Annotated in this window: 25 protein-coding genes and 1 tRNA gene; 10 read left to right on the plus strand and 16 right to left on the minus strand. The window is 54.9% G+C overall.

Annotation, left to right across the window (positions count from 1 at the left end):
• Positions 1 to 119: 119 nt before the first annotated feature.
• The gene (locus MCP_RS09515) at positions 120 to 884 is read left to right on the plus strand and encodes a 23S rRNA (uridine(2552)-2'-O)-methyltransferase (protein WP_012900634.1); all 765 of its coding nucleotides are present in this window, start codon (positions 120 to 122) and stop codon (positions 882 to 884) included.
• A 220-nt stretch (positions 885 to 1,104) separates the two neighbouring features.
• Positions 1,105 to 2,802, plus strand: coding sequence for an NBR1-Ig-like domain-containing protein (locus MCP_RS09520; RefSeq protein ID WP_158301480.1), 1,698 nt, complete (start codon positions 1,105 to 1,107; stop codon positions 2,800 to 2,802).
• A gap of 70 nt (positions 2,803 to 2,872) precedes the next feature.
• Here MCP_RS09520 and MCP_RS09525 read toward each other — a convergent pair whose 3' ends face one another.
• Positions 2,873 to 3,511 carry a DedA family protein gene (locus MCP_RS09525; protein ID WP_012900636.1) on the minus strand — a complete coding sequence of 213 codons (639 nt, stop codon included), beginning with the start codon at positions 3,509 to 3,511 and terminating at the stop codon, positions 2,873 to 2,875.
• 148 nt (positions 3,512 to 3,659) lie between these two features.
• Between MCP_RS09525 and mch the strand changes: the two genes are divergently transcribed.
• Positions 3,660 to 4,604 carry a methenyltetrahydromethanopterin cyclohydrolase gene (gene mch / locus MCP_RS09530; protein ID WP_012900637.1) on the plus strand — a complete coding sequence of 315 codons (945 nt, stop codon included), beginning with the start codon at positions 3,660 to 3,662 and terminating at the stop codon, positions 4,602 to 4,604.
• A gap of 658 nt (positions 4,605 to 5,262) precedes the next feature.
• On the opposite strand, the gene MCP_RS09535 is transcribed toward mch, so the two are convergent.
• The 5 genes from MCP_RS09535 to MCP_RS09555 all read right to left on the minus strand — a co-directional run bounded on the left by MCP_RS09535 (position 5,263) and on the right by MCP_RS09555 (position 9,229).
• On the minus strand, positions 5,263 to 5,541 hold the full coding sequence (locus MCP_RS09535) for a hypothetical protein (protein WP_012900638.1): 279 nt from the start codon (positions 5,539 to 5,541) through the stop codon (positions 5,263 to 5,265).
• 28 nt (positions 5,542 to 5,569) lie between these two features.
• Positions 5,570 to 5,743, minus strand: a complete 174-nt coding sequence (locus MCP_RS15710) for a hypothetical protein (protein ID WP_012900639.1) — start codon at positions 5,741 to 5,743, stop codon at positions 5,570 to 5,572.
• 227 nt (positions 5,744 to 5,970) lie between these two features.
• Positions 5,971 to 7,545 carry a GTPBP1 family GTP-binding protein gene (locus MCP_RS09540; RefSeq protein WP_012900640.1) on the minus strand — a complete coding sequence of 525 codons (1,575 nt, stop codon included), beginning with the start codon at positions 7,543 to 7,545 and terminating at the stop codon, positions 5,971 to 5,973.
• A 47-nt stretch (positions 7,546 to 7,592) separates the two neighbouring features.
• Positions 7,593 to 8,066, minus strand: a complete 474-nt coding sequence (locus MCP_RS09545; protein ID WP_128860022.1) for a hypothetical protein — start codon at positions 8,064 to 8,066, stop codon at positions 7,593 to 7,595.
• 794 nt (positions 8,067 to 8,860) lie between these two features.
• Positions 8,861 to 9,229, minus strand: coding sequence for a hypothetical protein (locus MCP_RS09555; RefSeq protein ID WP_012900642.1), 369 nt, complete (start codon positions 9,227 to 9,229; stop codon positions 8,861 to 8,863).
• Positions 9,230 to 9,470: 241 nt separating this feature from the next.
• On the opposite strand from MCP_RS09555, the gene MCP_RS16175 reads away from it, so the two are divergent.
• Together MCP_RS16175 and MCP_RS09565 are read left to right on the plus strand one after the other, a co-directional pair.
• Positions 9,471 to 9,602 (plus strand): hypothetical protein, encoded by a 132-nt coding sequence (locus MCP_RS16175; protein WP_269445983.1) that lies wholly within the window; start codon positions 9,471 to 9,473, stop codon positions 9,600 to 9,602.
• A gap of 18 nt (positions 9,603 to 9,620) precedes the next feature.
• Positions 9,621 to 10,232, plus strand: coding sequence for a hypothetical protein (locus MCP_RS09565; protein ID WP_012900643.1), 612 nt, complete (start codon positions 9,621 to 9,623; stop codon positions 10,230 to 10,232).
• Between the two features lie 20 nt (positions 10,233 to 10,252).
• On the opposite strand, the gene MCP_RS09570 is transcribed toward MCP_RS09565, so the two are convergent.
• Positions 10,253 to 10,338: transfer RNA gene (locus MCP_RS09570), tRNA-Ser, on the minus strand.
• Between the two features lie 153 nt (positions 10,339 to 10,491).
• Between MCP_RS09570 and MCP_RS09575 the strand changes: the two genes are divergently transcribed.
• Together MCP_RS09575 and MCP_RS09580 are read left to right on the plus strand one after the other, a co-directional pair.
• Positions 10,492 to 10,779 carry a hypothetical protein gene (locus MCP_RS09575; protein WP_012900644.1) on the plus strand — a complete coding sequence of 96 codons (288 nt, stop codon included), beginning with the start codon at positions 10,492 to 10,494 and terminating at the stop codon, positions 10,777 to 10,779.
• A 68-nt stretch (positions 10,780 to 10,847) separates the two neighbouring features.
• Positions 10,848 to 11,267: an NUDIX hydrolase gene (locus MCP_RS09580; protein ID WP_012900645.1), complete on the plus strand. Its 420-nt coding sequence runs from the start codon at positions 10,848 to 10,850 to the stop codon at positions 11,265 to 11,267.
• A gap of 721 nt (positions 11,268 to 11,988) precedes the next feature.
• Here the strand turns inward: MCP_RS09580 and MCP_RS09585 are convergent.
• Together MCP_RS09585 and MCP_RS09590 are read right to left on the minus strand one after the other, a co-directional pair.
• The gene (locus MCP_RS09585) at positions 11,989 to 12,366 is read right to left on the minus strand and encodes a non-histone chromosomal MC1 family protein (protein ID WP_012900646.1); all 378 of its coding nucleotides are present in this window, start codon (positions 12,364 to 12,366) and stop codon (positions 11,989 to 11,991) included.
• Positions 12,367 to 12,698: 332 nt separating this feature from the next.
• The gene (locus tag MCP_RS09590; protein ID WP_012900647.1) at positions 12,699 to 13,664 is read right to left on the minus strand and encodes a class I SAM-dependent methyltransferase; all 966 of its coding nucleotides are present in this window, start codon (positions 13,662 to 13,664) and stop codon (positions 12,699 to 12,701) included.
• Positions 13,665 to 13,754: 90 nt separating this feature from the next.
• Here MCP_RS09590 and MCP_RS09595 point away from each other — a divergent pair, with 90 nt between their 5' ends.
• Together MCP_RS09595 and MCP_RS09600 are read left to right on the plus strand one after the other, a co-directional pair.
• Positions 13,755 to 14,333 (plus strand): hypothetical protein, encoded by a 579-nt coding sequence (locus MCP_RS09595; protein ID WP_128567144.1) that lies wholly within the window; start codon positions 13,755 to 13,757, stop codon positions 14,331 to 14,333.
• A gap of 285 nt (positions 14,334 to 14,618) precedes the next feature.
• A complete protein-coding gene (locus MCP_RS09600) occupies positions 14,619 to 15,362 on the plus strand; it encodes a metallophosphoesterase family protein (RefSeq protein WP_012900648.1) in 744 nt (247 codons plus the stop codon).
• On the opposite strand, the gene MCP_RS09605 is transcribed toward MCP_RS09600, so the two are convergent.
• The 4 genes from MCP_RS09605 to argB all read right to left on the minus strand — a co-directional run bounded on the left by MCP_RS09605 (position 15,331) and on the right by argB (position 20,005).
• Complete coding sequence (locus MCP_RS09605; RefSeq protein ID WP_012900649.1) at positions 15,331 to 15,924, minus strand: nucleotidyltransferase; 594 nt, start codon at positions 15,922 to 15,924, stop codon at positions 15,331 to 15,333. The two genes, MCP_RS09600 and MCP_RS09605, sit on opposite strands and share 32 nt — an antisense overlap.
• A 61-nt stretch (positions 15,925 to 15,985) precedes the next feature.
• Positions 15,986 to 18,670 carry a calcium-translocating P-type ATPase, SERCA-type gene (locus tag MCP_RS09610; protein WP_197525942.1) on the minus strand — a complete coding sequence of 895 codons (2,685 nt, stop codon included), beginning with the start codon at positions 18,668 to 18,670 and terminating at the stop codon, positions 15,986 to 15,988.
• 12 nt (positions 18,671 to 18,682) lie between these two features.
• On the minus strand, positions 18,683 to 19,120 hold the full coding sequence (locus MCP_RS09615) for a universal stress protein (protein WP_012900651.1): 438 nt from the start codon (positions 19,118 to 19,120) through the stop codon (positions 18,683 to 18,685).
• Positions 19,121 to 19,126: 6 nt separating this feature from the next.
• A complete protein-coding gene (gene argB, locus MCP_RS09620) occupies positions 19,127 to 20,005 on the minus strand; it encodes an acetylglutamate kinase (protein ID WP_012900652.1) in 879 nt (292 codons plus the stop codon).
• 89 nt (positions 20,006 to 20,094) lie between these two features.
• On the opposite strand from argB, the gene MCP_RS09625 reads away from it, so the two are divergent.
• Positions 20,095 to 21,024 carry an NAD(P)/FAD-dependent oxidoreductase gene (locus MCP_RS09625; RefSeq protein WP_012900653.1) on the plus strand — a complete coding sequence of 310 codons (930 nt, stop codon included), beginning with the start codon at positions 20,095 to 20,097 and terminating at the stop codon, positions 21,022 to 21,024.
• 27 nt (positions 21,025 to 21,051) lie between these two features.
• On the opposite strand, the gene MCP_RS09630 is transcribed toward MCP_RS09625, so the two are convergent.
• The 3 genes from MCP_RS09630 to MCP_RS09635 form a co-directional block, all read right to left on the minus strand.
• The gene (locus MCP_RS09630) at positions 21,052 to 22,632 is read right to left on the minus strand and encodes a sodium:solute symporter family protein (RefSeq protein WP_012900654.1); all 1,581 of its coding nucleotides are present in this window, start codon (positions 22,630 to 22,632) and stop codon (positions 21,052 to 21,054) included.
• A 3-nt stretch (positions 22,633 to 22,635) separates the two neighbouring features.
• A complete protein-coding gene (locus MCP_RS16240; protein WP_394296146.1) occupies positions 22,636 to 22,746 on the minus strand; it encodes a symporter small accessory protein in 111 nt (36 codons plus the stop codon).
• Between the two features lie 111 nt (positions 22,747 to 22,857).
• Positions 22,858 to 24,450 (minus strand): L-lactate permease, encoded by a 1,593-nt coding sequence (locus MCP_RS09635; RefSeq protein WP_012900655.1) that lies wholly within the window; start codon positions 24,448 to 24,450, stop codon positions 22,858 to 22,860.
• Positions 24,451 to 24,457: the final 7 nt, after the last annotated feature.

Here is a 24,457-nt window from a genome sequence, read left to right on the forward strand (position 1 = left end):
TTTACGTTATAAATAACTATCATATATAGTTTATTTAGTTCTATTGTGGATAAGCGCATGCAGGCCGGGTGTTCTAGAAAGGTAAATAATGTATGATGCACGTTCCTTGTGTAGGGATCATGCCGACGAAGAAAAGGGATTTTTACTATAACAAGGCCAAGCAGATGGGATACCGCTCCCGCGCCGCCTTTAAGCTTAAGTTCATCAATGAGAAGTTCGGGCTCATCAAGAAGGGCGACGCGGTCGTAGATCTGGGCGCCGCCCCCGGCGGCTGGCTGCAGGTGGCGAAGGAGATTTCGGAAGGCACCGTCATCGGCGTCGACCTCCAGCGTATAGAGCCCGTCGAGGGGGCCGTCACCATCAAGGGCGACATGACCTCTCCGGAAACGCAGGCTAAAATATTTGAGAAAGTGGAGAAGGTGAACGCCGTGATCTGCGATGCGGCGCCTAATTTGTCCGGTAACTGGGCGCTCGACCACGCCCGTTCCATCGACCTATCGAAGACGGCGCTCGACGTCGCTGCTAAGATCTTAGCGCCCGGCGGGAACTTTTTAGTCAAGGTCTTCCAGGGCGACCTGTACCAGGGTTTCGTAGACGAGGTCGGCAGGCGCTTTTCCCGTGTCTACACGTACAAGTCCCCGGCCTCCAGGCAGCAGAGCGCCGAGATATACGTCATCGGCAAGGGCTTCCTGACTACGGGCATCCGCAAAGGCGACGTCCTGGACCTGGCGATCGACGGCGTCGGAAAGAACGGCGACGGCATAGCCCACGTCGACGGCTTCGTCATTTTCGTCAAAGGGGCGAAGCAGGGGAGCAGGGTAAAAGTAAAAATCACCGATGTGAAGCCCGAGTTCGGGTTCGGTAAAATAGAAAAAGGTCATTAATAACAAAAATTTTTTAAATATTTACCGGATAAGCATTAAATTAGCCATGGCTTACTAAGCAATCTATATCAATAGGTACTCCCAGATAATGAGTTTAATTCCCATCGAATGTTTCCCCGGAAGCAGCAGGGGAACATATATGACGGGTAATACAACGAATCTAGGTGGTTAGGGCATGAATCAAAGTATCAGACGGCTAGTTAAGCCTATCTCGTTTTGTATGATATGCCTGGCAGTGTTTTTATCGCTTGCCAGTGCCATGTCGGCGGCGGCAACGGCCCCGGCAACAGTATGGGAAAAGAGCTACGGGAACGACGGCTTCGTGGACACGGGCGCCTCGGTCTGGCAGACGAGTGACGATGGCTTCATCATCACGGGCCTCACGTATTCGAAAGGTACGGCCTCGGGGATCACCAGGGTCATGCTGGTTAAGACCGACTGGCAGGGCAACCAGGTGTGGGTCAAGTACAACGACGAGGGCAAAGAGGGTAAGTTCGTCCGGCAGACCAGCGACGGCGGCTACATCGTGACGGGCTCGGCGGGCGGTAGTCTTTTCGTCCTCAAGACGGACGCTAACGGCGATAAGGTGTGGAGTAAGATCTACCCGCGGCCGAACGGCAAGACCGTCGACGGCGCGTGCATCCAGCCGACGGCCGACGGCGGCTACATCGTTGCCGGAAGCATTAACATGGGCGGCAAAGACGGCTCGGACATGTACGCCACGAAGATCGATGGCAGCGGTAACCAGCAGTGGGAAAAGATGTACGGCGGAGATGATGGCGAGGTCGGGAATGGGGCCGATTTCTGCTATTCCGTCTGGCCGACCAGCGACGGCGGCTATATCCTGGGAGGCAACGACTGGTCTTCGACCTACTGGCCTAAGGCGGCCCTGGTAAAGATCGATGCGAACGGGAACCAGCAGTGGTATAAGGTCTTCAGCGAGTCCGACGCCCGCATGGACGGCTCGTACATCCAGGTCCAGCAGACCCGGGACGGCGGCTACATATGGGCAGGCATCCGGAGCGGAAAGATGTGCTTGCTCAAGGCCGACTCAAAAGGTAATGAGCAGTGGAATAAGTCATATGATAACGGCCAATGCTACTCCGTCCAGCAGACCTGGGACGACGGCTACATCATCACCGGCGGAGCCGGGACCGGCGCGGACAATGTTACTGTGATCCGCACTGATCCCACGGGCAGCGTACTCTGGCAGAAGCAGCTGAAAGGCCTGGGCCTGGGTAAAGGCACGTCCGTACAGCAGATTGGGAATGGCAGCTACGTCGTGGCCGGGTTCACGAAGAAGGACAAGAATACCCAGGATGACTTTTACCTGGCTGAGCTGGAGAAGGATATGACCCCGGTGCCGAACGCTAAGGTCACAAAGGAGAACATCCCGGCGCAGTTCGAGGCGAACCAGTCGTTCACTGTCTCGGTGACCTTCGAGAACAACGGTACGAAGCCCTGGACATTCCAGGACGAGACCATGTTCAGCCCGGTAGGCGGAGCGAGCGGGGATGCGGCACAGTTCGGGGTAACGAAAACCCAGACGATACCCATCGGTACGGTGATCCGGCCGGGCCAGAGCATGACGTTCGAGTTTGTCATGACCGCCCCCGCGATGAACGGCACCTACTATCCTGAAGTGCGCATGCTCTGGGAAGGCCACGACTACTTCGGCCAGCCCGCGGTCAAGGCTGTAAAAGTAGTTAACGGCACTCCCGATACGAGAAAGCCGACCGCTACGGCCACGGCAATAGCGACCGGAACGGCTAACCCGACGACTGCGCAGGCTTCGTCCACGCCGACGGGAACCCCGACGACAGAGAGTAAGTCCGGCTTACCCTGCTTATCGGTCGTCTTACCCCTGCTCATCGTAGGGACGGTCTCTGTCGGGCTGTACAGGCGCAGAAATAAGTAAGAATAATGGCATTTTCTGCCGGCACCACAATATGCCTGCCGGCAGAGCCCTTTTTTATTAAAAAAATATACTATTTGTTGGACTTCAACATCGACTGTACAGAATTTTTTATGATAAAGGCATGATAGGTCACATAGACGGCGACGACGATGATGCCGAGCACGGTGAGGATATCCAGGTATATCCAGTACTCCTCGAGCAGGCTCCAGTTGTCCCCAAGGATCACTCCCGCGTAGGCCAGCGCAAAGCACCATGGCACCGAGCCGACGAACGAATAGAAGGAAAATTTCTTGAAGTCCATGCCGATAATGCCCGCCGGCAGCGAGATGAACGTCCGGACGATCGGCAGCAGTCTCGCGACGAAGACCACCTTGACGCCGTACTTGCCGAACCAGCTCTCGGCCATCTCAAGATCATGCTTCTTGATGAGCACGACCTCGCCGTAATTATCCAGCATGGGTCGGACAATGCGCTGCCCTATCACGAAGGACAGGATTGAGCCGGCAAGGCACCCGAGGCTGCCCACAAGGCCGACCATGATGAAGTCCAGGCTCCCGCGCTGGGCGGCAAAGCCGCTGAAGGGCATCACGATCTCGCTGGGCACGGGCATGCACGCGCTTTCCAGCGTCATCAGAATGAAGATCCCCAGATAGCCGATACTGCTTATAAAATCAGTAATATAAGTGCTCAGGAACTCGAATAATACCAAATTACTTCACCAGGTCCGACAGAAGCTCTTCAATTGTTAAGCACCGCACATCATATATCTTTTCCGCTGTACCGGCGACAATACCTTTAAGAGGGATGCGGCTTAAGCACTTGCATACCGGATAGCGCTCGATTATGGTGGGGTCCCAATGATATCGGTCAACGAAAACGTTACGAAATTTATCGACAAACTGCTCGACCGGGAGGAAGAGCTGGGCATCAAGTCTTATTATCTGGAGAACAAGGCAACGGTCATCGACTGCGGCGTCAATACCGTCGGCAGCATCGGCGCGGGGATACTGTTCGCCGACATCAGCCTGGCCGGGCTGGGGAAGGTTTCGGTCGTACCCGGCATCATCGACAGCTATTATATCAATTTCGCCCAGGTCTACGTCGATCGCCCCGCCATCGCATGCCTTGGCTCCCAGAAGCCCGCGTGGAAGCTCAAGTCCGAGGGCTTCGTCGGCACAGGGTTCGGCCCCGCAAGGGCGATCTCCCAGAAGCCGAAGAACATCTACGCCGCCATCAACTATACGGACGACGCCGAGACGGCCGTCATCAACATCGAGACGCAGGTATTACCTGCAGCAAAGGAGCTGGACTATGTTGCGAAGCAGTGCTCGACGGACCCCGAATGTGTGGTCGCCCTGGCCGCGAGGCCCAATTCTATCGCCGGCTCGGTCGTGAACGGCACAAGGGTCGTCGAATGGGCCATGAACCGCCTTTTCCAGCTGGGCTATGACGTCAAGGACATCCAGTCCGCTTCCGGCGCCTGCCCTATCGCGCCGCTCAGAAAGGAGGAGCCCATGTTCATGGGCGCCTCGTTCGACAGCATCGCCTACTATGGCATGGCCTACCTGTACGCGGGGACCAGGAACGATACGTTCAAAGAAGCCGTTTCAGCCTCCTCGAAGTCATACGGTAAGAGCTTTAACGCGCTGCTCAAGGAGTCACAGGACGATTTCTCGAAGGTGGACCCGGCGATGTTCGCTCCCGCCAGGCTCATGATCAACGGCATACAGGACGGGTCCCTGGAAACTTATGGTAAGCTCGATCCCGCCATGCTGCTTGAGTCGTACGGGCTTAAGCGCTGACCGTCAGGAAAAAATTATGACTCTTCCGCGGTTTTGGGATGAATGTTTTTTTATCCTTTTCTAGTTATGCCGTCGTTGAGTGGTCCAACCACAGGGGCACGGAGCGCACGGGAGTTACACAGAGTTATTTTTTAATAATTTGAGACTCAGAGAGCTCAGAGGCCGGTTTATTAGTTTGCCTGGGGCACAGAGTTTATTGAGGCCCGGTTGACCAATAAACAATAATGCGGTTTATCCTCGCCAGTGCCTCGTTATACTCCGTGCCCCGGGAAAGTTATAAACCCGTACTCCGTGGCCTCCGAGCCTCCATTTATAAGAAAACTCCGTGAAACTCAGCGCTCTCCGTGCCCCTGTGGTTGGACCACTCAACGACGGCATAACATAAAAACGAGCGAAGGCATCAGCCAAAGCAATATATCATCCCAAAAACGCACAAGAACAAAAATTATTAAAAAGGTTTTTACTTTTATCGAACTCAGGAGGGAATAAAGCCGGTATCAGGCCCGGATCCCGTATTTAGATATCGCGATGTTGATGTTTCGCTTGTTTTCTTCAACTCTTTTCTCGATCTCTTTAAATCTACTCTCGAACTCTTCAAGCTTAATTTTATTATTGAGCACTTCTCTGTTCACCAGTATGTATCCCCCGTGGAATTAAGTTATGTATAGACAGTGCCATTCTCGAAGGACATTTTTTTTACGTTGTAGACCGGCTTGCTGTTAATGTGCCAGTTGCCGTCATAGAACAGCTCGACTTTGCTGCCAACCGGATACTCCTTTTCTACAAATCGCCTTTGCCGGACGTCGATCGGGATCGTAACGGTCTTATCCTTGACCATAACGATAACGTCGGCTTCTCTCTTAAACGGGTTCAGATTTTGAGAATATTTTAAAAGTACACCGGTTACTCTCGATGCTGTCAATTCCTTATTCATCATTTTGCCCCCTGAATTAATATTTCTAGCTTTATTCGACCAGTATTCGGTCTTTGACCCGAAGATGAGACAGGTTAAGCATTTCCAGGACCTCGTCCACGCTTTCCGAAAATTCCCGCTCTACGTTCCTGATATACGCGAGGTCTTCTTCCAGCGTAGAATTTAAAGCTTCCATGCACACTTCGGTATCATTTTCCATTGTCATTCATTGCCCCCTATCCAGTAACCGTTTATTGCACAATATATAATAGTCAGTACCTATAAAAAACTTTTCGATTGTTACACAAATAATCGAAATTCTTTCGAGTATTGAATATTATGTTCTAACCAAGGGGATAAAATCGCATTATTTTTCCATGCAAATAAAGAAACAATCAACAAAAATGCTCAAATAAAAAATTTTTTATCGATATAAGCCTATCATCGGGCGATTCAAACGCCGATAACTCGCCCGATACCCTTACTCTTACCCTCGCGGAAAATGAACTTCTGGCCGGGTTCCACCGCGTACGGCCTGAACTTAAACCGGATACGTGCCTTACCCCGCTCTCCGGCCATCATGTACTTCCGGTCCAGGCCGACGATCTTCACGGCCTCGCAGATGGTCTCCAGGTGGATGACGGGCTCGTAGCCGATGCCTATACGGGTGGGATGGTTCAGGATGGCGATCTCCGCCTCGAACTCCTGCACTACTGCAGGCTCTTTTTTCGACAGGACCATGCCCCGTGCGATGTCCGATGCCTTCAGCCCTTTGACTGCGATGCCGACGATGTCTCCGGATATGGCCTTATTGACCCGGTAGTGGTGCATCTCGATGGACTGGACCCGGACTTTCTTGAACGAGCCGTCCTCCATCGGGCCCAGGTAGACGGGGTCGTTCTGGTGTACGATGCCCTGCTTGATGGTGCCGCTCACCACGACGCCCACGCTGTCTACCGTATATATCCGGTCGATATACATCTCGAACGGCTCTTCGCTCGTCATGTTGCGCTTGGGCAGGCGGAAGATAAGATGCTCGAGAATGCCGTAGCCTTCTCGGGTGACCGAGGATGTGTGCAGGATGGGCACGATGACGCCTTCGGGCACTTTGCCGATGATCGTCTCTACGTCTTCGGGCGTTTTGACTCGATAGGGTACTTTGCCTACCAGTCGCAGCGTCGTGTGGATGCTCGCCTCGGTCTTCTTGAGCTGCTCCGGCGTCGCCAGGTCGATCTTGGTCATGGCGATAATGACAGGGAGGTCCATGGCCAGTAAAATGCCCAGGTGCTCCCTCGTGATGTGCGTAATGCCGTCGTCCGCGGCCACTACGAGCAGCCCGTAGTCGAGCTTCTGGCCTACGATGCCGCGGATAGTCGTCCTGAGCCAGGGCTCGTGGCCGACGGTGTCCACGAATGAGATGATCTTGTCGGACTGCGCCACGACGCTGGCGCTTTCCCGCTTATTCAGGGGATTCTTGAGATGGATGATATCCGAGCCCTTGATGCCGTAGACGGCATACGACAGGTCGGCAGACAGGCCCCTGGCGATCTCGTGTGGCAAGACGTCGAGATAGATCCGGGTCCTGCCGGCGCCGTCGTCGGTCGTGCCGGTCACCAGCGCCCCGACGAGAGTGCTCTTGCCGTGGTCGACGTGCCCCGCCGTGCCGATAAGCAGGTGCTCGCTGGATTTGACGTTGTTCTCCACGGAGACAAGCCCGACTAGCCCGCCGTCGACCTTATACTCCTCTACGCTCGCAACGTCCGCATCGATTTTCATGGCTATGTTCTTTAATACCAGAACAGTCTCGTCGAACTCTTCCCTCGTCAGCCCCTTCATGCTCCCCGCGTCCGTCACGCCGATGATGTAGAGCGCTTTGCCGTTGCCCGCGAGCACCCGGTGCTTCATCTGGCAGGACAGGTTCTCCGTCCTCCGGGAGTTGAGGTGGGTCTCCTCGTTGAGGAACTCCTTGAACTCGATATTTGAGGTCTCTCCGGCCGATACAAGGGTCTCGAGCTCGAGTTTGTTCATTAGTCTTTATCTTTTATTTATATGGTGTTATAATCTTTGTGTTGAACTTAACGCCTTTTCCTGGATATACATAGAGAAGTGGCTATTGCCAGTAGCGCCAGTATTGCTGATGGTCCCGGCGATGCTTTTGGGCTCTCGCTGCCGGCCGGCACTGGCGTGCCGGATTGGATCGGCGTCGGACTCGGGGTCTGGATGACGGTGGGAAGCGGCGTCGCCGTCGCATTTAAAAGTGTAAAGGGAGGGATATGGACGTTCGCGGTCTTCGTGCCCACGTTCTCCTCCATGTAAAAGATGGTATACCACCTGTTGCCCTGGTTGTCAGCCTCGAGGTAATACCACTGCCCCGACGGCACCTGCGGGAACGTGTACATGCCAGGCGCGGCCAGCGCAGGGTCCATGTTCACGTGCTGCGGGTTGTCGGGCATGGGCACGATGTCGCCCTTCGTTGCGTTCGCATTGTCATAATGATACAGCGTGACAGTCGTGTTGTACATCTGGCCGAGGTCGGGAGTGCCCTGCATCGTCGCCGGCAGGCTGGCAAATATTAAGGTAAAAATCGTAAAGACCAATAAGGCGAATATCCATGGCTTATTCGGCATTTAACCTACCAGAATAGAATGGGACCCCTTATGGTCTTAAACATTTTCCTGCACCTGCTGTGTTGAATTAGCCTTATTTATCGGAGCATCCCCGGGTTTAAGCACACGAAGCTGGTTAAGTCCGCGAAGACTGTTTCGAGCCCGAAGACCGCAAAGCTTACGCGAAGACCGCGAAGATACATTAATAGATAATTTAAAATGGTTCGCGTAACTTTTAGGATGATAAATTGCATTAGCTGATACAGATTCTCGCCTTTCCACGTTGTGCTGTCCTGGCGTGTCATCAACCACAGAGGGACCGAGAAACGGGATGCGCAGAGATTTTTTAATAATGGAGGCTCCGAATGCACGGAGGACGGGGTTATACTTTCCTGAGGCACGGAGTCGTAAGAGGCACTGGCGAGGATAAACCGTTTAAATTCTTTATTGGCCAACCGTGCCTCAACAATCTCTATGCCTGGCGAAACCCAATAGACCAAGGACAAAAAAAATCATATAAAACTGCGTGAGAGTCTTTAAAACATAGATGAATAGGGTAAAAAATCTAATATTAATATTTAAGATAGTCTTCGCGGTCTTCGCGTAAGCTTCGCGGTCTTAGGGCTCGAAACAGTTTTCGCGGACTTAACCAGCTTCGCGGGCTTTGAAAGCATTAGCGAGATGATAGTAATTCAACCAGTACCTGCACCCAGTTGTACACATAAGTATAAGTTAACTCATATAATGGCTTTCTGGCCACCCTCTTTCGATTTAAAATATTCTGAGACGTCGCCGGCCCTCATGTATTCGAACTCGAGAGTGGCATCGTCGATCCTCGTTATGCGGGCATACTCACGATACCCGCTCTTACCGCTATCGTCACCTTCCTCGATGATATCCCCGGCCTTCAGGCCGTCCACCGAGTACCCGCCGGCTTTACCCCTGGTATCGTAAAGCGAACGCCTGAGAAAGTCACGGCTTAGCCCGAACTTCTCGTCCAGCCCGGTGATCTTCGCCATCCAGTGCTTTTTCTTCGTGTCGACGGGGCATACCTGTCCCGAGCTTATCGCCCTGCCCCGGGGTGACTTGATGATCTCGATCCTCATTTTTTGACCATCTTTAATTATGGGATTATTATATATGTACTTTCACCCCGAGGAAATATATTAAAATAGGTTTGCAGTATGGCGAAATCATACCCGAAAAAAATAATGCATATAATTATTTTCCATCAGGACAAAGTTTTTAACTATGCCTGCTTTTCAATTCATTGGGGTTTATATGGCTGCTAGAAGAAGGCTTATTGACCAGGGGCCCAGATCTAAAATAACTACCGCCCAGAGTATCATGGTGCAGATACTCGAATCGGCGCAGGTGGCGATCGTCGGCATAGCCAGCCTCTACATGATGGCGACCAATAAGTCTGTCAGGGGATATCTAGACAGCCTGGGAAGCCACAATGACAGTAAGAAAACATGATAATACAGGAGGACGCCCTTGAATAATATTTTCATGCTCGGCATCGTGATGGTCGTGCTTCTAACGGCCGGCTGTGCCGGGCCTCAGGATAATAGCGCTCAGCCGGGCGCCGGCCATTCTGGCGTCATCACTCCGGCATCTGGCGGCATGGGCTTTTCTCAGGCAGCCCCGGCACATATCGGCGAGACCATCGCCTTAACCGAGCGAGTGAACGATAGCGGCCAGGGATATGCTGATTACTCTGCACGATTAACCCTTCTCGAAGTCCTGAGGGGAGATGCGGCCTATGAAAAAATAAGGCAAAGTTATCCATATAATCTGATCAATATCCAGCAGGACAGGGAATTCATGGTCGTCCGCTTTAAGTACGAGCTTACGGATACGAGCGTTGCCGGTGTTTCACGCCTGGTGAACCGGGACTCTTTCGCCATATGCCGGGATGGAAAATTCGATTCTGAAGACAACAGGTATATCATAGGCGCTATGCCGGACTTTTATGGAAGGGTCACAAAGGGCGGGTCCGTGGACGGCTGGATCGCCTTTACTGTGCCGAAGGACGCCTCATGGCCCCGGATAGCCTATGGAAGCGCTAACTTGGGGAGCGGCGGTATCTGGTTTGAAACTCATTAAGCCGTAAAATAAAACGTAAGCGCTGAGGGAGAGATTTGAACTCCCGCGAGGCGTGAGCCTCAACAGCTCTCAAGGCTGCCGCCGTGGTCCGCTTGGCTACCTCAGCACGTATGCTAAAAGCAAAATACAGTTACGTTCCATCGATATAAAGCTTGTTACGGCCGGGGAGACCGGCAAACTTTTATCGTCAGCATGGATAGTAATCGGGTGCAATCATATACCGGCACGGTCAATGACCGGCATTATGAGGTGATATCTGATGAAGTTGATTAGCGTTTTAATGTTCGTATTACTGGTCGTGTCCGCCATGACGCTGGGCTGTATCGGCTCTCCGGCGCCTACGCCTACGCCGACGCCCACGCCGACGGCAACTTCGACGCCCACGCCTACGCCTGCTCCGACGGTGACTGTAGCGCCGGTCACTTCCGACATCTACATGCCCCAGGAGACCACGAACGGCCGTACGTATCCGAGTGCGACTGTACCCCCGTCGAATAGAACCCCGGGGAGTGGCGGGCTGATTACCGGGGAGTTAGGCCCCCAGTAATATTTATTTATTTTTAATTTAGTGCGATGAAAGATTTTTTATGATAAGGCCGCATCATAGCTCTTATCATGGCGACCCATTACATCGTAGGCTGCGGGGCCGTCGCCCGTGACGCCGAAGGCCGGTTCCTGATGGTCAGGCAGATGGGAGGCTACTGGAAGGGCCTGTGGATCTTCCCCGGCGGCAAGCTCGAGATCGGCGAGACGCTTGAGCAATGCGCCCGCCGCGAGTTCGCCGAGGAGACGTGCAGCGACATCAACATCAAAAAGCTCATCGGCGCCTACGTGTCCTACGACCCGGACACCGAGTTCGAGAAGCAGGTGGTGCTCGTCTATTTCCTTGGTAATAGTCTGTCCTCAGAGCCCAGGGTGGGCGAGGGTGTCACAGGCATAGGGTGGTTTACCCTAAGTGATATCGAGGCTATGGAGAAAAATCGGCAGACACCTGGGATCATCTCAACGGTCGCAAAAGACTCGATAAAATTATAAATATTATTCATCACGAAGTTTTTTAATTTCCTGTGGGCGTTGGATTGTTTGGTCAGTAACACGAACTTCTCCAAAGGAAATAAACCACTAATTTTTCTTTAAGATTTTACTCACTAAACCCCAAAGCCCCGAACTCACCGTCAATGCACGAACTCTCAAACACTCTGGGCATTGCACGAACGCCCGAAGCCTCAAACCCAAAAAGAAGGCTCTAAAGCTCGAATACACGTTTGAAACGCTAAACGACATAGCACTAACCCTCCAATGCTCGGTTAAACCGCCAACGACACTAAAACCCAAAAATTCTGGGGAATGACCGGGCTCTTAGAGTGTTTTGCTTCGCAATTCGAGCAGTGCTCCACCGTTTAGCGTTTCAAACGTGTTTTAGAGTCTTAGAGACTTCTTTTCGGGTTAGCGCGTTAGAGACTTAGAGCACTGCCCAGAGTGTTTGAGAGTTCGTGCGTTGACGGTGAGTTCGAGGCTTAGAGGCTTCGTGAGAAAAATCTTTAAAAAGAATTCGTGCGTTAATTCCTTTGGAGAGGTTCGTGATACCGACCGAACAAATCAACTCCACGGGAATACTCATAGGATACGGTAAGTGTTACCGATCAAACAAATCTACGATTAATAGGTGATTTATAAAAACCAAGAAACACTAAAATAAAAAAGCAGGCGGCAGGGCCTTAATTATGTCCCCATTCCAACCCGCATAAATATGAACTTACTTCTTGGCCTTCTTCTTGCCGTCCTTCTTCGGGATCTTGAACAGCGACTTGTCGTTCCTGTCAAGCTTCACGTACTTGAGCTGGGCGGTGCCGATCTTCTCGACGTTGGCCTTGTAGATCTTGCCCTTGTTCTCCTTGGCCGCTGCCTGGATCCAGGCCGGGGCGTTCTTCGGGACGGCGACGAGCTCTCTCTTGCCGACGAAGTAGTGGAGCTTCTTGGTGCCCTTCTCCCTCAGGACAATGCTGGCCATGCCGCGGTTCGCGACCTTAAGGGCTGCATCCCTGGGCTGAGCGCCGGTAAAGGTGCCGACCTCTTCGCCTTTCTCGTTTACCAATCCAAAGTTTCTCTTTTCCCTGCCTTCTTTAGCTACCATATTTTAATCACTCCATATATCCACAAGTATAATTTTATTAATTGAATGATTTGTTGCCTTATTAACCTTTTGGTGTTTAGCGGTTTTTTTATCATAATTTTTTTAGAATCCGCATATTTTATATCCCTTTTTTATACGTTATACCGCCTGACAGATAGATTGTTGCCTTAGTGGGTAAAAATATCGTGGATTTTATACACTATTAAAATAGCAAAGCCCCAGGGTACCCATCCGTATATGCGGTTTGGGTGAGCCATAGTAATAACTATTATGTCGAAAAAAACGAAAGGTTTATATAGCCACCCGCTAGTTTATATAAAATTACCTTCATTTTAATGGCTAAATCGCCCGTTCGACCGTACGGCAAAAAAGGCCCAGCCATCGTAGATGTCGTTCTTATTCCGGTTGTCGATAACGGCGCCGCGTATGCCCATTTCCTCGAGCGCGGCCGCCAGGAAGTCCATCTCTTCCTTCGTATTCACCGTGAATAGCAGGAACCCGTCGTCTTTTAGCGTTTTCACCGCTTCCTCGAAGATCATACGCCAGATATTTTTGTTGAACTCGTAGATGGTCCCGAGCATGAGCCCGAGCACGGCATCGTACTTTTCGCCTACGAACCTCGTCAGGGCCATGGCATCCACGACCATCGCGCTCTCGGGGTCGAGTGTGCCGTGGTAGACGCCGTTACAAATGGCGCACCGGTCGTTGTCGATGCAGAGTATATCCTTGAACAGCGGCTTTATCGCGGCCGTGGACATGCCGTTGCCGCAGCATATCTCCAGCGCGCTCATCTCTTTGAGGTTGAACCCGTTCTCCTTTGCCAGCCGCTGCATGAGCACACGGAGCCGCTCGTTACGCCCTTCATTAAAAGCAAATGACTTTGGCTCCCGCCCCTTGTCGCACTCGCACAGCGCCTGCTCGGCAAGGCTTACGGCCAGGTACTCCCGGAGCGCCTTTCGAAACTGGCCGGGGTCGACCTTTTTCTTCCTGACCGACGACACGATACCGCCGCCCAAAACGGCGTTCACGAGCTTTTCGGCCTGCTGCCTTGACGCCTTTGCCGCCGGGTACGGTATGACGAACCAGAAGTCGCCACCATCCAATTTATTCTTAAAGGCAGCGCCGATCGCCGACCCGCCCTTATCGACGATCGTAAGAGCTGAATCGATGGAGCCTGCCGGCAGCATGCTCAGCTTATCGAGGTAGTCCAGCGTCCGGAGGTTCATCTCGAGGCCCTCGAAGCTGCCTTCGACGAGGTACGCGTCCTCTTTTAAGCCCAGCGTCTTTTGCAGGAGCATACACTTTACATCGGCGTTATCCGTTTTATACGTTATCGTCCCGGTAAGGGCATATTTTTTATATATTGTTGAATAAATATTATAGTAGATATGGACGAGGAGCCCGGGCAGCAAAAGGTCAGGAAGATCAGCATTTCCCTGTCGAACGACGTGCTCGACTGGGTCCTGAAGGAAAAGGGCGACCTCAAGGTGTCCACGTTCATCAACCAGGTCCTGAGGAACGCCATGGAGCGCCGGAGGGAAAGCGACGTGAGGGAGGAATTCGCCATACTGGAGCACCGGCTGAAAAAGCTCGAGGAGGACATCCACGACCTGCGGGCGGTGCGCAGCCTGAACGCCGGCAAGCTCGGCCGGTCCGAACACGTTTCCATACTCTCCACGAGGCCGAAGGACGTTTTCGGCGAGCTCGTGCACATCAAGAACGTCTCGGCGAAGAACGCCACCGCAGTCCAGGAAGAGCTCATACGGTTCATGAGGGGCCGCGAGTATATCGACAGGCCCATAGTGCTCAAGGAATTATTCCCTAATACGGGCTCCAGCATCACGAACGACATCAACTACTGGTATAACGCCTGCCGCGGCGTCCTGGACAGACTCATCGAAGAAGGCTTCGTCGTACGCCTCGGTAAGAATAAGTACAGGTGGATCGGCGACAGGAAGCACGATTAACTGGTTTTTACGTGCACGATGGCATAACCGGCCGGCTTATAATTATAACAAATATTAAATATAAATGTGTAATGAGGATATATTGAGGACGCAATACTCAGGCCGTATGCGGGCGCTGCGCGCTTCGTGAGCGGTTTGACCCCTCAAGGGCCTCAAAACCCGGCGGGGAACACCCGAGTCAAATCCGGTGTACTTTGCGCCCTCACTATTCTATACAGCCCTACTCATAACGTGCCGCTATTTTATATAATATTATTTTCATATTATCGAGTGTAAGCCCCCGGAGTGATACTTATCAAGATAGGCGCTATGGCAGACCTGCATTTCGGACCCGACTCGTTAAAGACGTACTCGTCATTGTTCAAGTCCGCAGGCGCCGAAGCAGATATCATTATCTTATGCGGCGACCTTACGATGCGGGGGCTTGTCGAGGAAGCCAGGGGCCTGGTGGAAGCGATGGGCATCGCGGACGTCCCCATAGTCAGCGTGCTCGGTAACCATGACCACGAGGCCAACAACCAGGAAGAGATCATGGACGTCCTCGAGGATGCGGGCGTTAAAGTTCTCGAGCGGGGCTCGTTCATCATGCCGGACCGCTCGGTCGGCGTCTGCGGCACCAAAGGCTTTTGCGGGGGCTTCGCTCCGGCCAGGATAGCACCCTTCGGCGAGCGCATCCTGAAGATGTTCATCAACGAGACATACAAGGAAGCGAACAAGGTGAACCGGTCCCTGAAAAGCATGAAGGCCGGCTTCAAGGTCGTTGCGTACCATTACGCGCCGGTACGGGATACGTGTATCGGCGAGCGCTGCGAGATCATACCGTTCCTGGGCTCGTCCATTTTATCGGACCCGGTCGATACTTTCCGGGCTGACCTGGTATTGCATGGCCATTCCCATAACGGCAGTGAAAAGGGCTCGACACTTAAAGGCGTGCCCGTCCGTAACGTGGCCCTGCACATCCACGACCGCCACTACTGCATTTACGATACCGGCTCCTTCAGCCCATCCGCCTCAGAAGCGTCGAAATGACCTGAAGCGGGACAGGTATCACGTGGTCCCAGTCGGTCCGGACGAATAGCACGAATGACAGCGCCCGTTCCGTAAAATTTTCCGTCAGGCGCAAAAAGTAGTCCCAGTCGAACGTTTTATACGTATTCGAGAGCACCGCGATGCAGTCGTACCAGTCGTCCCGGAGGCAGCGCATGGCCAGCACTTTCCGGAAGACCAGGTCCTCGGGCGACATGATGAACATCCGGCAGCCTGAAACGCACATGTACCGGCCGCGCCCGATGGTCTCGTCGGTGGTGAGGATGCTGCCGATGTTCTCGAGGATGAAGTCGACCTGCACGCCGTTCTTGTACCCCTTGGCGAGCCACTTGACGTCGCTCATGGGGTTGATCTCGAACCCCTCTTGCTGGAGCGCTTCCAGCGCATGCCCGGTGTCTTCAGGCTTGATGTACAGGTCGATGTCCTTGGTCGACCTTACACGGCCATATGCGGCTACAGCGATACCTCCGCCCACTACGTAGGGCACCCGGGCCAGCTCCAGTGCGTCGATGGTCTCCTTGTATATGGCAAAGTCGTTTCTCATGAAAATCCTCCGGCGCGAAATAGAATATTATGGCGCAGATATTAAACCGTGACCGAAGAAGTTACCGACGTTCACCGAGTTTTGGCAGGATAATTTTGCGGGCCTCCACCAGGATGAAGACAGAGGACGTCGCTACTGCGATCGCCAGCCAGTCGTATGCCGACAGAGGGACTGTACTGAAGAGGCCCTCCAGGTACGGTGTGTACAGCAGGGCACACTGTATAAGGAGCGATATGACGATGGCCCCGATGATGTACAGGTTGCTGAATATGCCCACTGAGAATAGCGACCGGGTCTCGGACCGGCAGTTCAGGCAGTTCCACATCTGGAAGACGACGAGGGTCGTGAAGGCGACCGTCCTCGCCATGTCCAGGCCCTGAGGCAGGTATAGATTGAACATGAACAGGGTGCCGATGCCGGTCGTGAAGCCGATGAGCGCCATATCGAAGAGCGTCAGCGGTGTAAATATGCCCTCATTCCTGGGCCGGGGAGGACGCTTCATGACGCCGGGCGCGACGGGGTCGACGCTCAGGGCAAGCGCGGGCAGGCTGTCTGTGATCAGGTTCACCCATAGGATCTGTACCGCCATCAGCGGCAGAGGCATGCCCAGCATGATGCCCAGGAACACGACCAGCACCTCGCCCAGGTTGCTGGAAAAAAGGTACTTGACGACATTCTTCACGTTATCGTATATCTTTCGGCCTTCCTCGACGGCCGAGACGATGGTGGCGAAGTTGTCGTCCATCAGGACCATGTCCGCGGCCTGCCGGGATACGTCGGTACCGGTAATCCCCATGGCCACGCCTATGTCGGCCTGCTTGAGGGCCGGGGCGTCGTTGACGCCGTCGCCGGTCATGGCTACGACCCGGCCGTGGCGCTTTAGGGCGTCGACGATCCTGAGCTTTTGCTCGGGTGACGTCCGGGCGTACACCTTGATGCGGTCGATGTCCCCGACGAGTTCCTCGTCGCTCATCTCCTCCAGCCCGGAGCCTGTGACGACCTCGTCCCCTTCCTTAAATATTCCAAGCTGCTTTGATATGGCGACGGCCGTAGGCTTCTGGTCTCCGGTGATCATGACCACGCCGATGCCCGCGGCCTTGCACTTCTCCACAGAGTCTTTCACTTCAGGCCTCGGAGGGTCCATCATGCCTGCAAGCCCGAGCCATGTCAGGCCGTTCTCGATGTCCCTGGCACTCATGGCGTTCGGGTCGCCCGATATCTCCTTATAGGCAAGCCCGAGGACCCTCATGCCGTTTCTCGCCAGCTCGTCGTTCAGCTTTAATAAGTGGTCGCGCCTGGATGCATCCATAGGCACGGCCTGGCTGTCTACCAGCACCCCCGGGCTGGATGCAAGTACGACTTCGGGCGCGCCCTTAACAAAAACATACTTTTTATCCTTGCACACGTTTACGGTAGACATCCGCCGGGTATCCGTGTTGAACGGGATCTCGAATATCCTGGGGCAGTCGTCCTCCATCAAGACCTTGTTGAAGCCTGCCTTCGACGCGGCCACCAGCAATGCCACCTCGGTCGAGTCGCCCACGATGTTCCACTTTTCCTCGAGGCGCTCGTACGTCGCGTTGTTGCATAGGGCTCCTGCCATCAATAACATCGTCAGCACCGGATCCGAAGAAGGCTCGACCTCCCGGCCTCCGGTGATGAATCCGCCTTCGGGAGAATAACCTGAGCCCGTGACATCATATTTCTGGCCCGCGGTCACGATCTGTCGGACAACGATGACATTCTGAGTAAGCGTGCCCGTCTTATCCGAGCATATGACGCTTGTGGAGCCCAGTGTCTCTACGGCGGGCAGCCGGCGGACGACGGCCTTCTTCTTCGCCATCCGCTGCACGCCCAGCGCAAGGACGATGGTGATGGTCGCCGGAAGGCCCTCGGGTATGGCCGCGACGGCCAGGCTCACCGCGACGAGGAACATATCATATATCCCCCTGCCCTCGAGCCATCCGACGATCAATATGACCGCACAAATGACGACAGCGGCGATGCCGAAAAACTTACCCAGGCGGTCTATGGAGGCCTGCATGGGCGTGTATTGTTCCTTGTTCCCCTCCACCAGGCTTGCGATCCTCCCGATCTCGGTGTCCATCCCGGTGCTCGTGACCACGGCCATGCCGCGTCCGTCGAGCACGCTGGTGCCCATGAACAGCATGTTATCCCGGTCGCCCAGAGCCGTATCTTCAGGCAGTACTTCCGCCGTCTTTTTCGCCGGGCCCGATTCCCCCGTGAGAGCGGCTTCGTCCACCTTCAGGCTGGCCGAGTAAATGAGCCGGCCGTCTGCCGGCACGTTCTCGCCCGCCTCCGCCTCGATGACGTCGCCCGGCACCAGCTCAGAAGCATTAATTTTCAATCGGTGCCCGTCCCGGACAACGAATGCTTCCTGGACCACCATACGCTTTAGCGCCTCGAGGGACTGCTCTGCCTTATACTCCTGGACGAACCCCAGTACAGCGTTCATGATCACGATGACGCCGATGATGGCAGCGTCCAGCGTCTCGCCGATGAGGAACGAGATGGCCGTCGCCGCAATAAGCAGGTATATTAAAAAATTATTGAACTGGCTTAAAAATAGTAAGAGCTTAGAGGCTTTTTTCGTAGCCCGCAGGGCGTTCGGCCCGTATTGTTCCCGGCGCCCGGCAGCTTCACCGGGCGTCAGGCCGTTCTCCCCGGTCTTTAGCCTGGTATAGATATCGCCGATATCCAGAGAATGCCAGGGTATACCGGGCAGAGCGTTAGCCTCCTACGTTCTCCGCACCATGAGCACGGGGCACAACGCGTGCCTGAGCACGCTGTCCGACACGCTGCCTATGAGCACTCGCTCGAGCGCAGACATGCCGATAGAGCCGATGACGATCAAGTCCGCCTCGATCTTGCATGCCACGTCTACGATGGCGGTCTTCGGCTCGCCCTCAACGACCATCTCCTTACACTCGACCCCGTTCTCGTCGCAGAGCGCCTTTATCTTCAGGACGGCTTCCTGCGCCGCCTTTTCCATGTCCACCTTGCTTTCGGCATAATGGATGCCGGCGTGGAATGCGAGGGGGGCGTTGACCACGCTGATCGCGTAGAGCTTTGCGCCCAGGACCTTCGCCAGGTACACGGCGTGCTCCGCGGCATAAAATGAATATTCCGAGCCGTCCGTGGGGACGAGGATATTTTTATAGGGTGGTACAGTCATGAGCTCCTACTCCTTCGTGATACAGGTGCCTATGCCCTTATCGGTCAGCAGCTCCTGCAGCAGCGCGTGCGGGATGTTGCCGTTGATGATATGGACGCTCTGGATGCCGCTCTTGACCACGGAGATGCTGGACAGTATCTTCGGTATCATCCCCTTGGAAATGACGCCCTTCTCGATGAGGTCGTAGCACTGGGCGATGTTGAGCTGGGAGAGCAGCGTCTCTTTTTTCGACGGGTCCATCATGACGCCGTCCACGTCCGTTAATGAGACGAGGCTTCGGGCATTGATGGCCGCGGCGATATCGCCGGCCGCCGTATCCGCGTTCAAGTTCAGGCAATTGCCTTCGGCGTCGTAGCCGATCGGCGATATGACGGGGATGTACTCGTTCTCCATCAGTATGTTGAGGATCTTCGGGTTGATGCGGACCGTCTCGCCGACCCATCCAAAGTCCACTTCGGTCTCCTTGCCGTCGATCACGGCCTTCTCCGGCGCCTTTCGCCTCGCGACGATGAGATCGCCGTCGCTCCCGACCATGCCCACGCCGTTGCCGCCGTGCTTGGATATGAGCGAGCAGATGTCGGCGCTCACGTTGCCCACGAGTACCATGCGCACGATCTCCAGCGTTTCCTCGTCCGTCACTCTAAGCCCGGAAACGAACTTCGGGGTCTTGCCCATGCGCTTCATCATGGCGTCGATCTCGGGGCCGCCGCCGTGGACGATGACGGGCCTTGCCCCGAGATACTTGAGCGTTACGATATCCTTGATCATGCTGCTTCTGGCGGCCGGGTCGACCATGGCATGTCCGCCTACTTTAATGACTATGACAGCTTCCTGGTATTTTTTAAGCCAGGGCAGCATCTCGCCGAACGATTCACTTACGTCCATATGATCCTCGACATCAATAATGCGTCTATGATAATAAATATTTATAATGTCATGAAATCTATAATTAATCTATCATAGAGGAACCAGTAGTGGCTGAAGAAACAGTTTATGATGTAGCTATCATCGGCGCGGGCCCGGCCGGATTGACCGCGGCGCTGTACTGTGGCAGGGCGAACGTGTCGACGGTGATATTCGGCGACCCGTTCGACTCCCAGCTCGCGAAGGCGGGCGACGTAGAGAACTATCCGGGATTCGAGTCCATACACGGCATCGATCTCGCCGAGAAGTTCCGTAAGCAGCTCGATAAGTATAAGATCGAGCCCGTAACGAACTACGTGGGCCGCATTACCCGAAATGGCGACCTTTTTGTATTATCCACCGACGTGGGCGAGTTCCAGAGCAAGTCGGTCATCGTATCCACCGGGTCGAAGCACCGTGAGCTGAACGTACCGGGCGAAAAGGAGTACCTTTACCGGGGAGTATCCTATTGCGCCGTGTGTGACGGCTCGTTCTATAAGGACAAGAGCGTCGCGATGATAGGCTACGGCGAGCAGGCGGCCAGCGCCGCCATTTACCTGGCGGGCCTGGCAAAGCACGTTATCGTCCTGACCCGCAAGCCCGACATGGAATCGCCCATGCACGCCGGGCAGCTAAAGGCCCTGGATAACGTCGAGGTCATCGGCGAAGCGAAGATCCTTGCCATCGAGGGCAACGAGTTCGCCGAGCGCATCCGGTTCAAGGAGAACGGCGGCGAGGAAAAGAGCGTCCGTGTCGACGGCATCTTCATCGAGGGCGGGGTCCCCAACTCGGTCCTGGCCAATGACCTGGGGCTGGAGCTCGACGCCAAAGGCAACGTCGCCGTGGAGCGCCCCGACATGGAGACGAAGGTCGAGGGAGTCTTCGCGGCGGGCGACGTGACTGGCGGCCTACACCAGATCTCCAAGGCCGTCGGAGAGGGGGCGTGCGCTGCCGTCAGCGCTGCCATCTACATCAAGAAAAAATTTAAGGCAAAAAAATGAGAAAGGGGCTGATGACCCCTTTTATATCTATACTGCTTTTTTAATTGTTTCTTCGTCCTTTGATGCGGTCATATGCTCAATAGCCCAGACGACAATGAGAGCTATGGCCGACAGCGGAAGCGCGATAATGATCGGGTCAACGACCTGCCAGGGCATTGGAAGGATCGCCTTCTGGCCGAAGAACAGCATCGACAGGCCCAGCGGCTCAGACTCCTTGATGTGCACGAACGCCGTCCAGAGGAACCAGGTCACTGCGCCGACCACGAGGCTCACTTTGGCCGCGTTCGCAGAGGGCTTCTTGCTGAATATCGCGTGGGTGAACGCGGGCAGGAAGGCCGCTGCGCAGAGGCCCATGAACATGGCCGTGGCGCGGGCGATGATGCTGCCGGGCATGATGTATGCGAGCGCGACGCTGACGATGATCATGAGGATAACGAAGGTCTTCGTCTCGACCAGCGACGGCTTCTTGTTCCGGAGACGGCCCCAGATATCGTTCACGGCAGCCGTGCCCATGGCGTGGAACAGCGCGCTCAGCGTGGACATGGCTGCGGCGAGCAACGTGAGCAGGAATATCACGACGAACCAGTCGGGCAGCGCCATGTTGATGTATAAGGGGAATACGGAGTCCGTGTTGCCTCCCGCTGCCGCGACCGCCAGCTTCCCCATTTCCTGGTAGAAGTAGACGTTCGTCAGCGCGCCCACGGTGTAGGCGACGCCGGGCAGCATCAGGATGGCGAACCCGCCGATCGCCACGGCCCGGTTCAGGGACTTGTTATCCTTTGCCGTCATGAACCGTACGATCAGCTGCGGCTGGGCGAGAACGCCGATGCCGACACCCATTATGATGGTGGTCACGAGCGTGAGCCACATGGGCGAGCCGAAGGCCGGCATGGAAGTCCAGCCTGTCATGCCCTGGCTGCGGGCCGCGTCCGACACGAGGCTCGCCATGTTCGTGAGCGTCTCATGGGCGTTCGTGATACCGCCCATGGATACGTATGTAAAGACCAGCAGGAAGGTCATGCCCACGAGCATGATGATGGCCTGGAACGAGTCCGTGTAGATGACGGCCAGTAATCCTCCGACGACAACGTAGATGGCCGTGATGGCGGCGAATAATATCAATGCCAGGTTATAGTCCATGGCGAACGTGGTCTCGACGAACCGGGCGCCCCCGATCATGACCGCCGAGGTGTACAGCGGCATGCCCAGGACGATCACGAGGCCGCAGGCGTACTGCATGAAAGCCGAGTTGAAGATCTTCCCCATCAGGTCGGGGAAGGTGACGGCCTTCAGCCTCTGGCCGATCTCCCGGGTCTTTTTGCCATAAACGACGAACGCGATAAGGATGCCGAAGAAGATGTTAAAGCCGACCAGCCAGATGATGCCCATGCCCATGTTGGCCGCGACGCCGCCGAAGCCCACGATGGCCGAGGTGCTGATGAACGTGGCCGCGTAGGACAGCGCGATGAGCGCCGGATGGACTTTCCGGCCGGCGAGCATGTAGTCCTCGGTGCCCTTGGTCTGTTTCCATCCCAGGTATCCTAAGAATAATACGATGGCTAAATAAACGGCCGTACATAAGGCGAATATCCACAGGTCCACGGCCATTTACTATTCACCGCCTTCGTTCCATTTCAATATGCCGTATAATATGCAAGCGATAGTCACGCCTATCGTGAAAATATATCCGCCCAGAATCCACGGATCATCGATGCCGAACATTTAAACTCTCCCTGACTATGGTATGTCATAACATAGCATTTGGTATGCTATAGCATAGCATTCGTACTTTTGGGATATAAAGATTTTGTCTGTATTGCGGCGTTAAAAAAATTATAGGGCGATCCAGACGAAGAGGATCGCTCCCACGATAAGCGTCAGGAGAATAGAGACGACGGCCGACTTGCGGATGACCTCGCCCTCGATGCCGAGCCGGTCGATGACGGCGGCGGCGTTCACGATCTTGGCGGGCGATATGCCCGATGCGATGCCGCCCGAGACGGCGTGGGCGGCGTAGACCTTCATGAAGTCGATGTCCAGGACATCGGTCGACTTTTTCAGGATGCCGTGGAACATCACGTTCGACGACGCCTCGCTGCCCGATACGAAGCAGCCGAACAGCCCCAGCAGCGGGCTCACGGCAGGGAATGCGGAGGCGCCGAAGAACGCCGCAAGGCTCAGGCCTATGACCGCGTTCATATTAAGGTCTATGGCCCCGGTAGCGAATGCCAGAGCACCGTCGACGACCGACTGCGCCGAATAGTCCATCACATAGGCGATGGCGAAGAAGACTGCGGCCGCCAGCGTGGGGCTCCAGGCCCGGCGGGCCCACACTTTAAGGACTTCCCGTGCCTGGCTTTTCGATTTAACTAAAAACGGGGCCGAGATGACCGTGCTTACCAGCACCCAGAAGTACGCCTGGTTCAGGACCTTCAGGTCGATGACCTTGTTCGAGTAGACGGCGACCTTGTTCAGGCCTCCGGGTATGCCGTGGAGCATGGTGGAAATGAAAGGTATGCTGATCAGGATACAGAACGCTATCAGCAGCCCCCACGGGAGCAGCGCATTCCGCAGCGGCATCCGTGCGCCGCCGTCGGGCGATATGGTGCTATCTGAGGCCGCTTTGATGATGATGGGCTTGCCGCTGACGAGCCTCAGCGAGAACAGGGCGATGATGGCCATGAGGCCGGAGAACACGCCGACAAGCTGGACGAACTCTACCCCGATATAGGGCAGAAGCCTGACGAAGACGATGGCCGAGATGCCCAGCGTCAGGCCGGCCACGACGGCCGGCACGAATCCCTTCCGGACGCCGTCGAAGCCTTCGGCGACCCAGAGCATGCCCAGGGCCAGCCCGGTCGATACGACGGGCAGGAAAATGGAAATATTGGACGAGAGCAGGCCAAGGTCCAGGCCGAAGGCCTGGGCGGGGAGCGTGATGGGCACGGCGAGCAGCGAGAACGACGTGAGCGGGTCGTAGCCCAGGCAGGGCAGCGCTACGGCCGCCAGCGGGGAAAATCCCAGGGCGATCATGATGGGCGGCAGCATGGTGACGGGCGTGGCGCCGATGGACACCAGCAGGGAGCCCAGGCCCACGTTGAGGATCATGACCTGCTCGTACTTCTCCGCGGCGATGGTCTTGATGAACCCAGTGATGCGCTTTATCGCCCCCGTCATGTCCATCATCGTCACCTGTAAGATGGTGAACAGTACCATGAGCGAGATGCCGAACGAGGACAGGATGCCCGCGAAGGATGCCCGCAGGGCGACGTCCAGGGAAGTGCCAAAAAAAAGAACGGCGATGGCGACGGTAAGGGCCCAGCCGGCGATGCCCATGTAGGTGCCGGACTTTTTAAAGAAAACCAGCCCGGCGAAGATGAAGAGAATGGGTAGTATGGCTAAGATAAAGGCTAATAGCTGCTCCATGGTATGC

The sequence above is a fragment of the Methanocella paludicola SANAE genome (assembly GCF_000011005.1).
GTDB lineage: Archaea > Halobacteriota > Methanocellia > Methanocellales > Methanocellaceae > Methanocella > Methanocella paludicola.

Excerpts from the sequence above, each read along its gene's own strand:
- MCP_RS09515 (WP_012900634.1), top strand. The coding sequence starts at position 120 with ATGCCGACGAAGAAAAGGGATTTTTACTATAACAAGGCCAAGCAGATG.
- MCP_RS09520 (WP_158301480.1), top strand. The coding sequence starts at position 1,105 with ATGATATGCCTGGCAGTGTTTTTATCGCTTGCCAGTGCCATGTCGGCG.
- mch (WP_012900637.1), top strand. The coding sequence starts at position 3,660 with ATGATATCGGTCAACGAAAACGTTACGAAATTTATCGACAAACTGCTC.
- MCP_RS09535 (WP_012900638.1), bottom strand. The coding sequence starts at position 5,541 with ATGATGAATAAGGAATTGACAGCATCGAGAGTAACCGGTGTACTTTTA.
- MCP_RS15710 (WP_012900639.1), bottom strand. The coding sequence starts at position 5,743 with ATGACAATGGAAAATGATACCGAAGTGTGCATGGAAGCTTTAAATTCT.
- MCP_RS09540 (WP_012900640.1), bottom strand. The coding sequence starts at position 7,545 with ATGAACAAACTCGAGCTCGAGACCCTTGTATCGGCCGGAGAGACCTCA.
- MCP_RS09545 (WP_128860022.1), bottom strand. The coding sequence starts at position 8,066 with ATGCAGGGCACTCCCGACCTCGGCCAGATGTACAACACGACTGTCACG.
- MCP_RS09555 (WP_012900642.1), bottom strand. The coding sequence starts at position 9,229 with ATGAGGATCGAGATCATCAAGTCACCCCGGGGCAGGGCGATAAGCTCG.
- MCP_RS16175 (WP_269445983.1), top strand. The coding sequence starts at position 9,471 with ATGGTGCAGATACTCGAATCGGCGCAGGTGGCGATCGTCGGCATAGCC.
- MCP_RS09575 (WP_012900644.1), top strand. The coding sequence starts at position 10,492 with ATGAAGTTGATTAGCGTTTTAATGTTCGTATTACTGGTCGTGTCCGCC.
- MCP_RS09580 (WP_012900645.1), top strand. The coding sequence starts at position 10,848 with ATGGCGACCCATTACATCGTAGGCTGCGGGGCCGTCGCCCGTGACGCC.
- MCP_RS09585 (WP_012900646.1), bottom strand. The coding sequence starts at position 12,366 with ATGGTAGCTAAAGAAGGCAGGGAAAAGAGAAACTTTGGATTGGTAAAC.
- MCP_RS09590 (WP_012900647.1), bottom strand. The coding sequence starts at position 13,664 with ATGCTCCTGCAAAAGACGCTGGGCTTAAAAGAGGACGCGTACCTCGTC.
- MCP_RS09595 (WP_128567144.1), top strand. The coding sequence starts at position 13,755 with ATGGACGAGGAGCCCGGGCAGCAAAAGGTCAGGAAGATCAGCATTTCC.
- MCP_RS09605 (WP_012900649.1), bottom strand. The coding sequence starts at position 15,924 with ATGAGAAACGACTTTGCCATATACAAGGAGACCATCGACGCACTGGAG.
- MCP_RS09615 (WP_012900651.1), bottom strand. The coding sequence starts at position 19,120 with ATGACTGTACCACCCTATAAAAATATCCTCGTCCCCACGGACGGCTCG.
- argB (WP_012900652.1), bottom strand. The coding sequence starts at position 20,005 with ATGGACGTAAGTGAATCGTTCGGCGAGATGCTGCCCTGGCTTAAAAAA.
- MCP_RS09630 (WP_012900654.1), bottom strand. The coding sequence starts at position 22,632 with ATGGCCGTGGACCTGTGGATATTCGCCTTATGTACGGCCGTTTATTTA.
- MCP_RS16240 (WP_394296146.1), bottom strand. The coding sequence starts at position 22,746 with ATGTTCGGCATCGATGATCCGTGGATTCTGGGCGGATATATTTTCACG.
- MCP_RS09635 (WP_012900655.1), bottom strand. The coding sequence starts at position 24,450 with ATGGAGCAGCTATTAGCCTTTATCTTAGCCATACTACCCATTCTCTTC.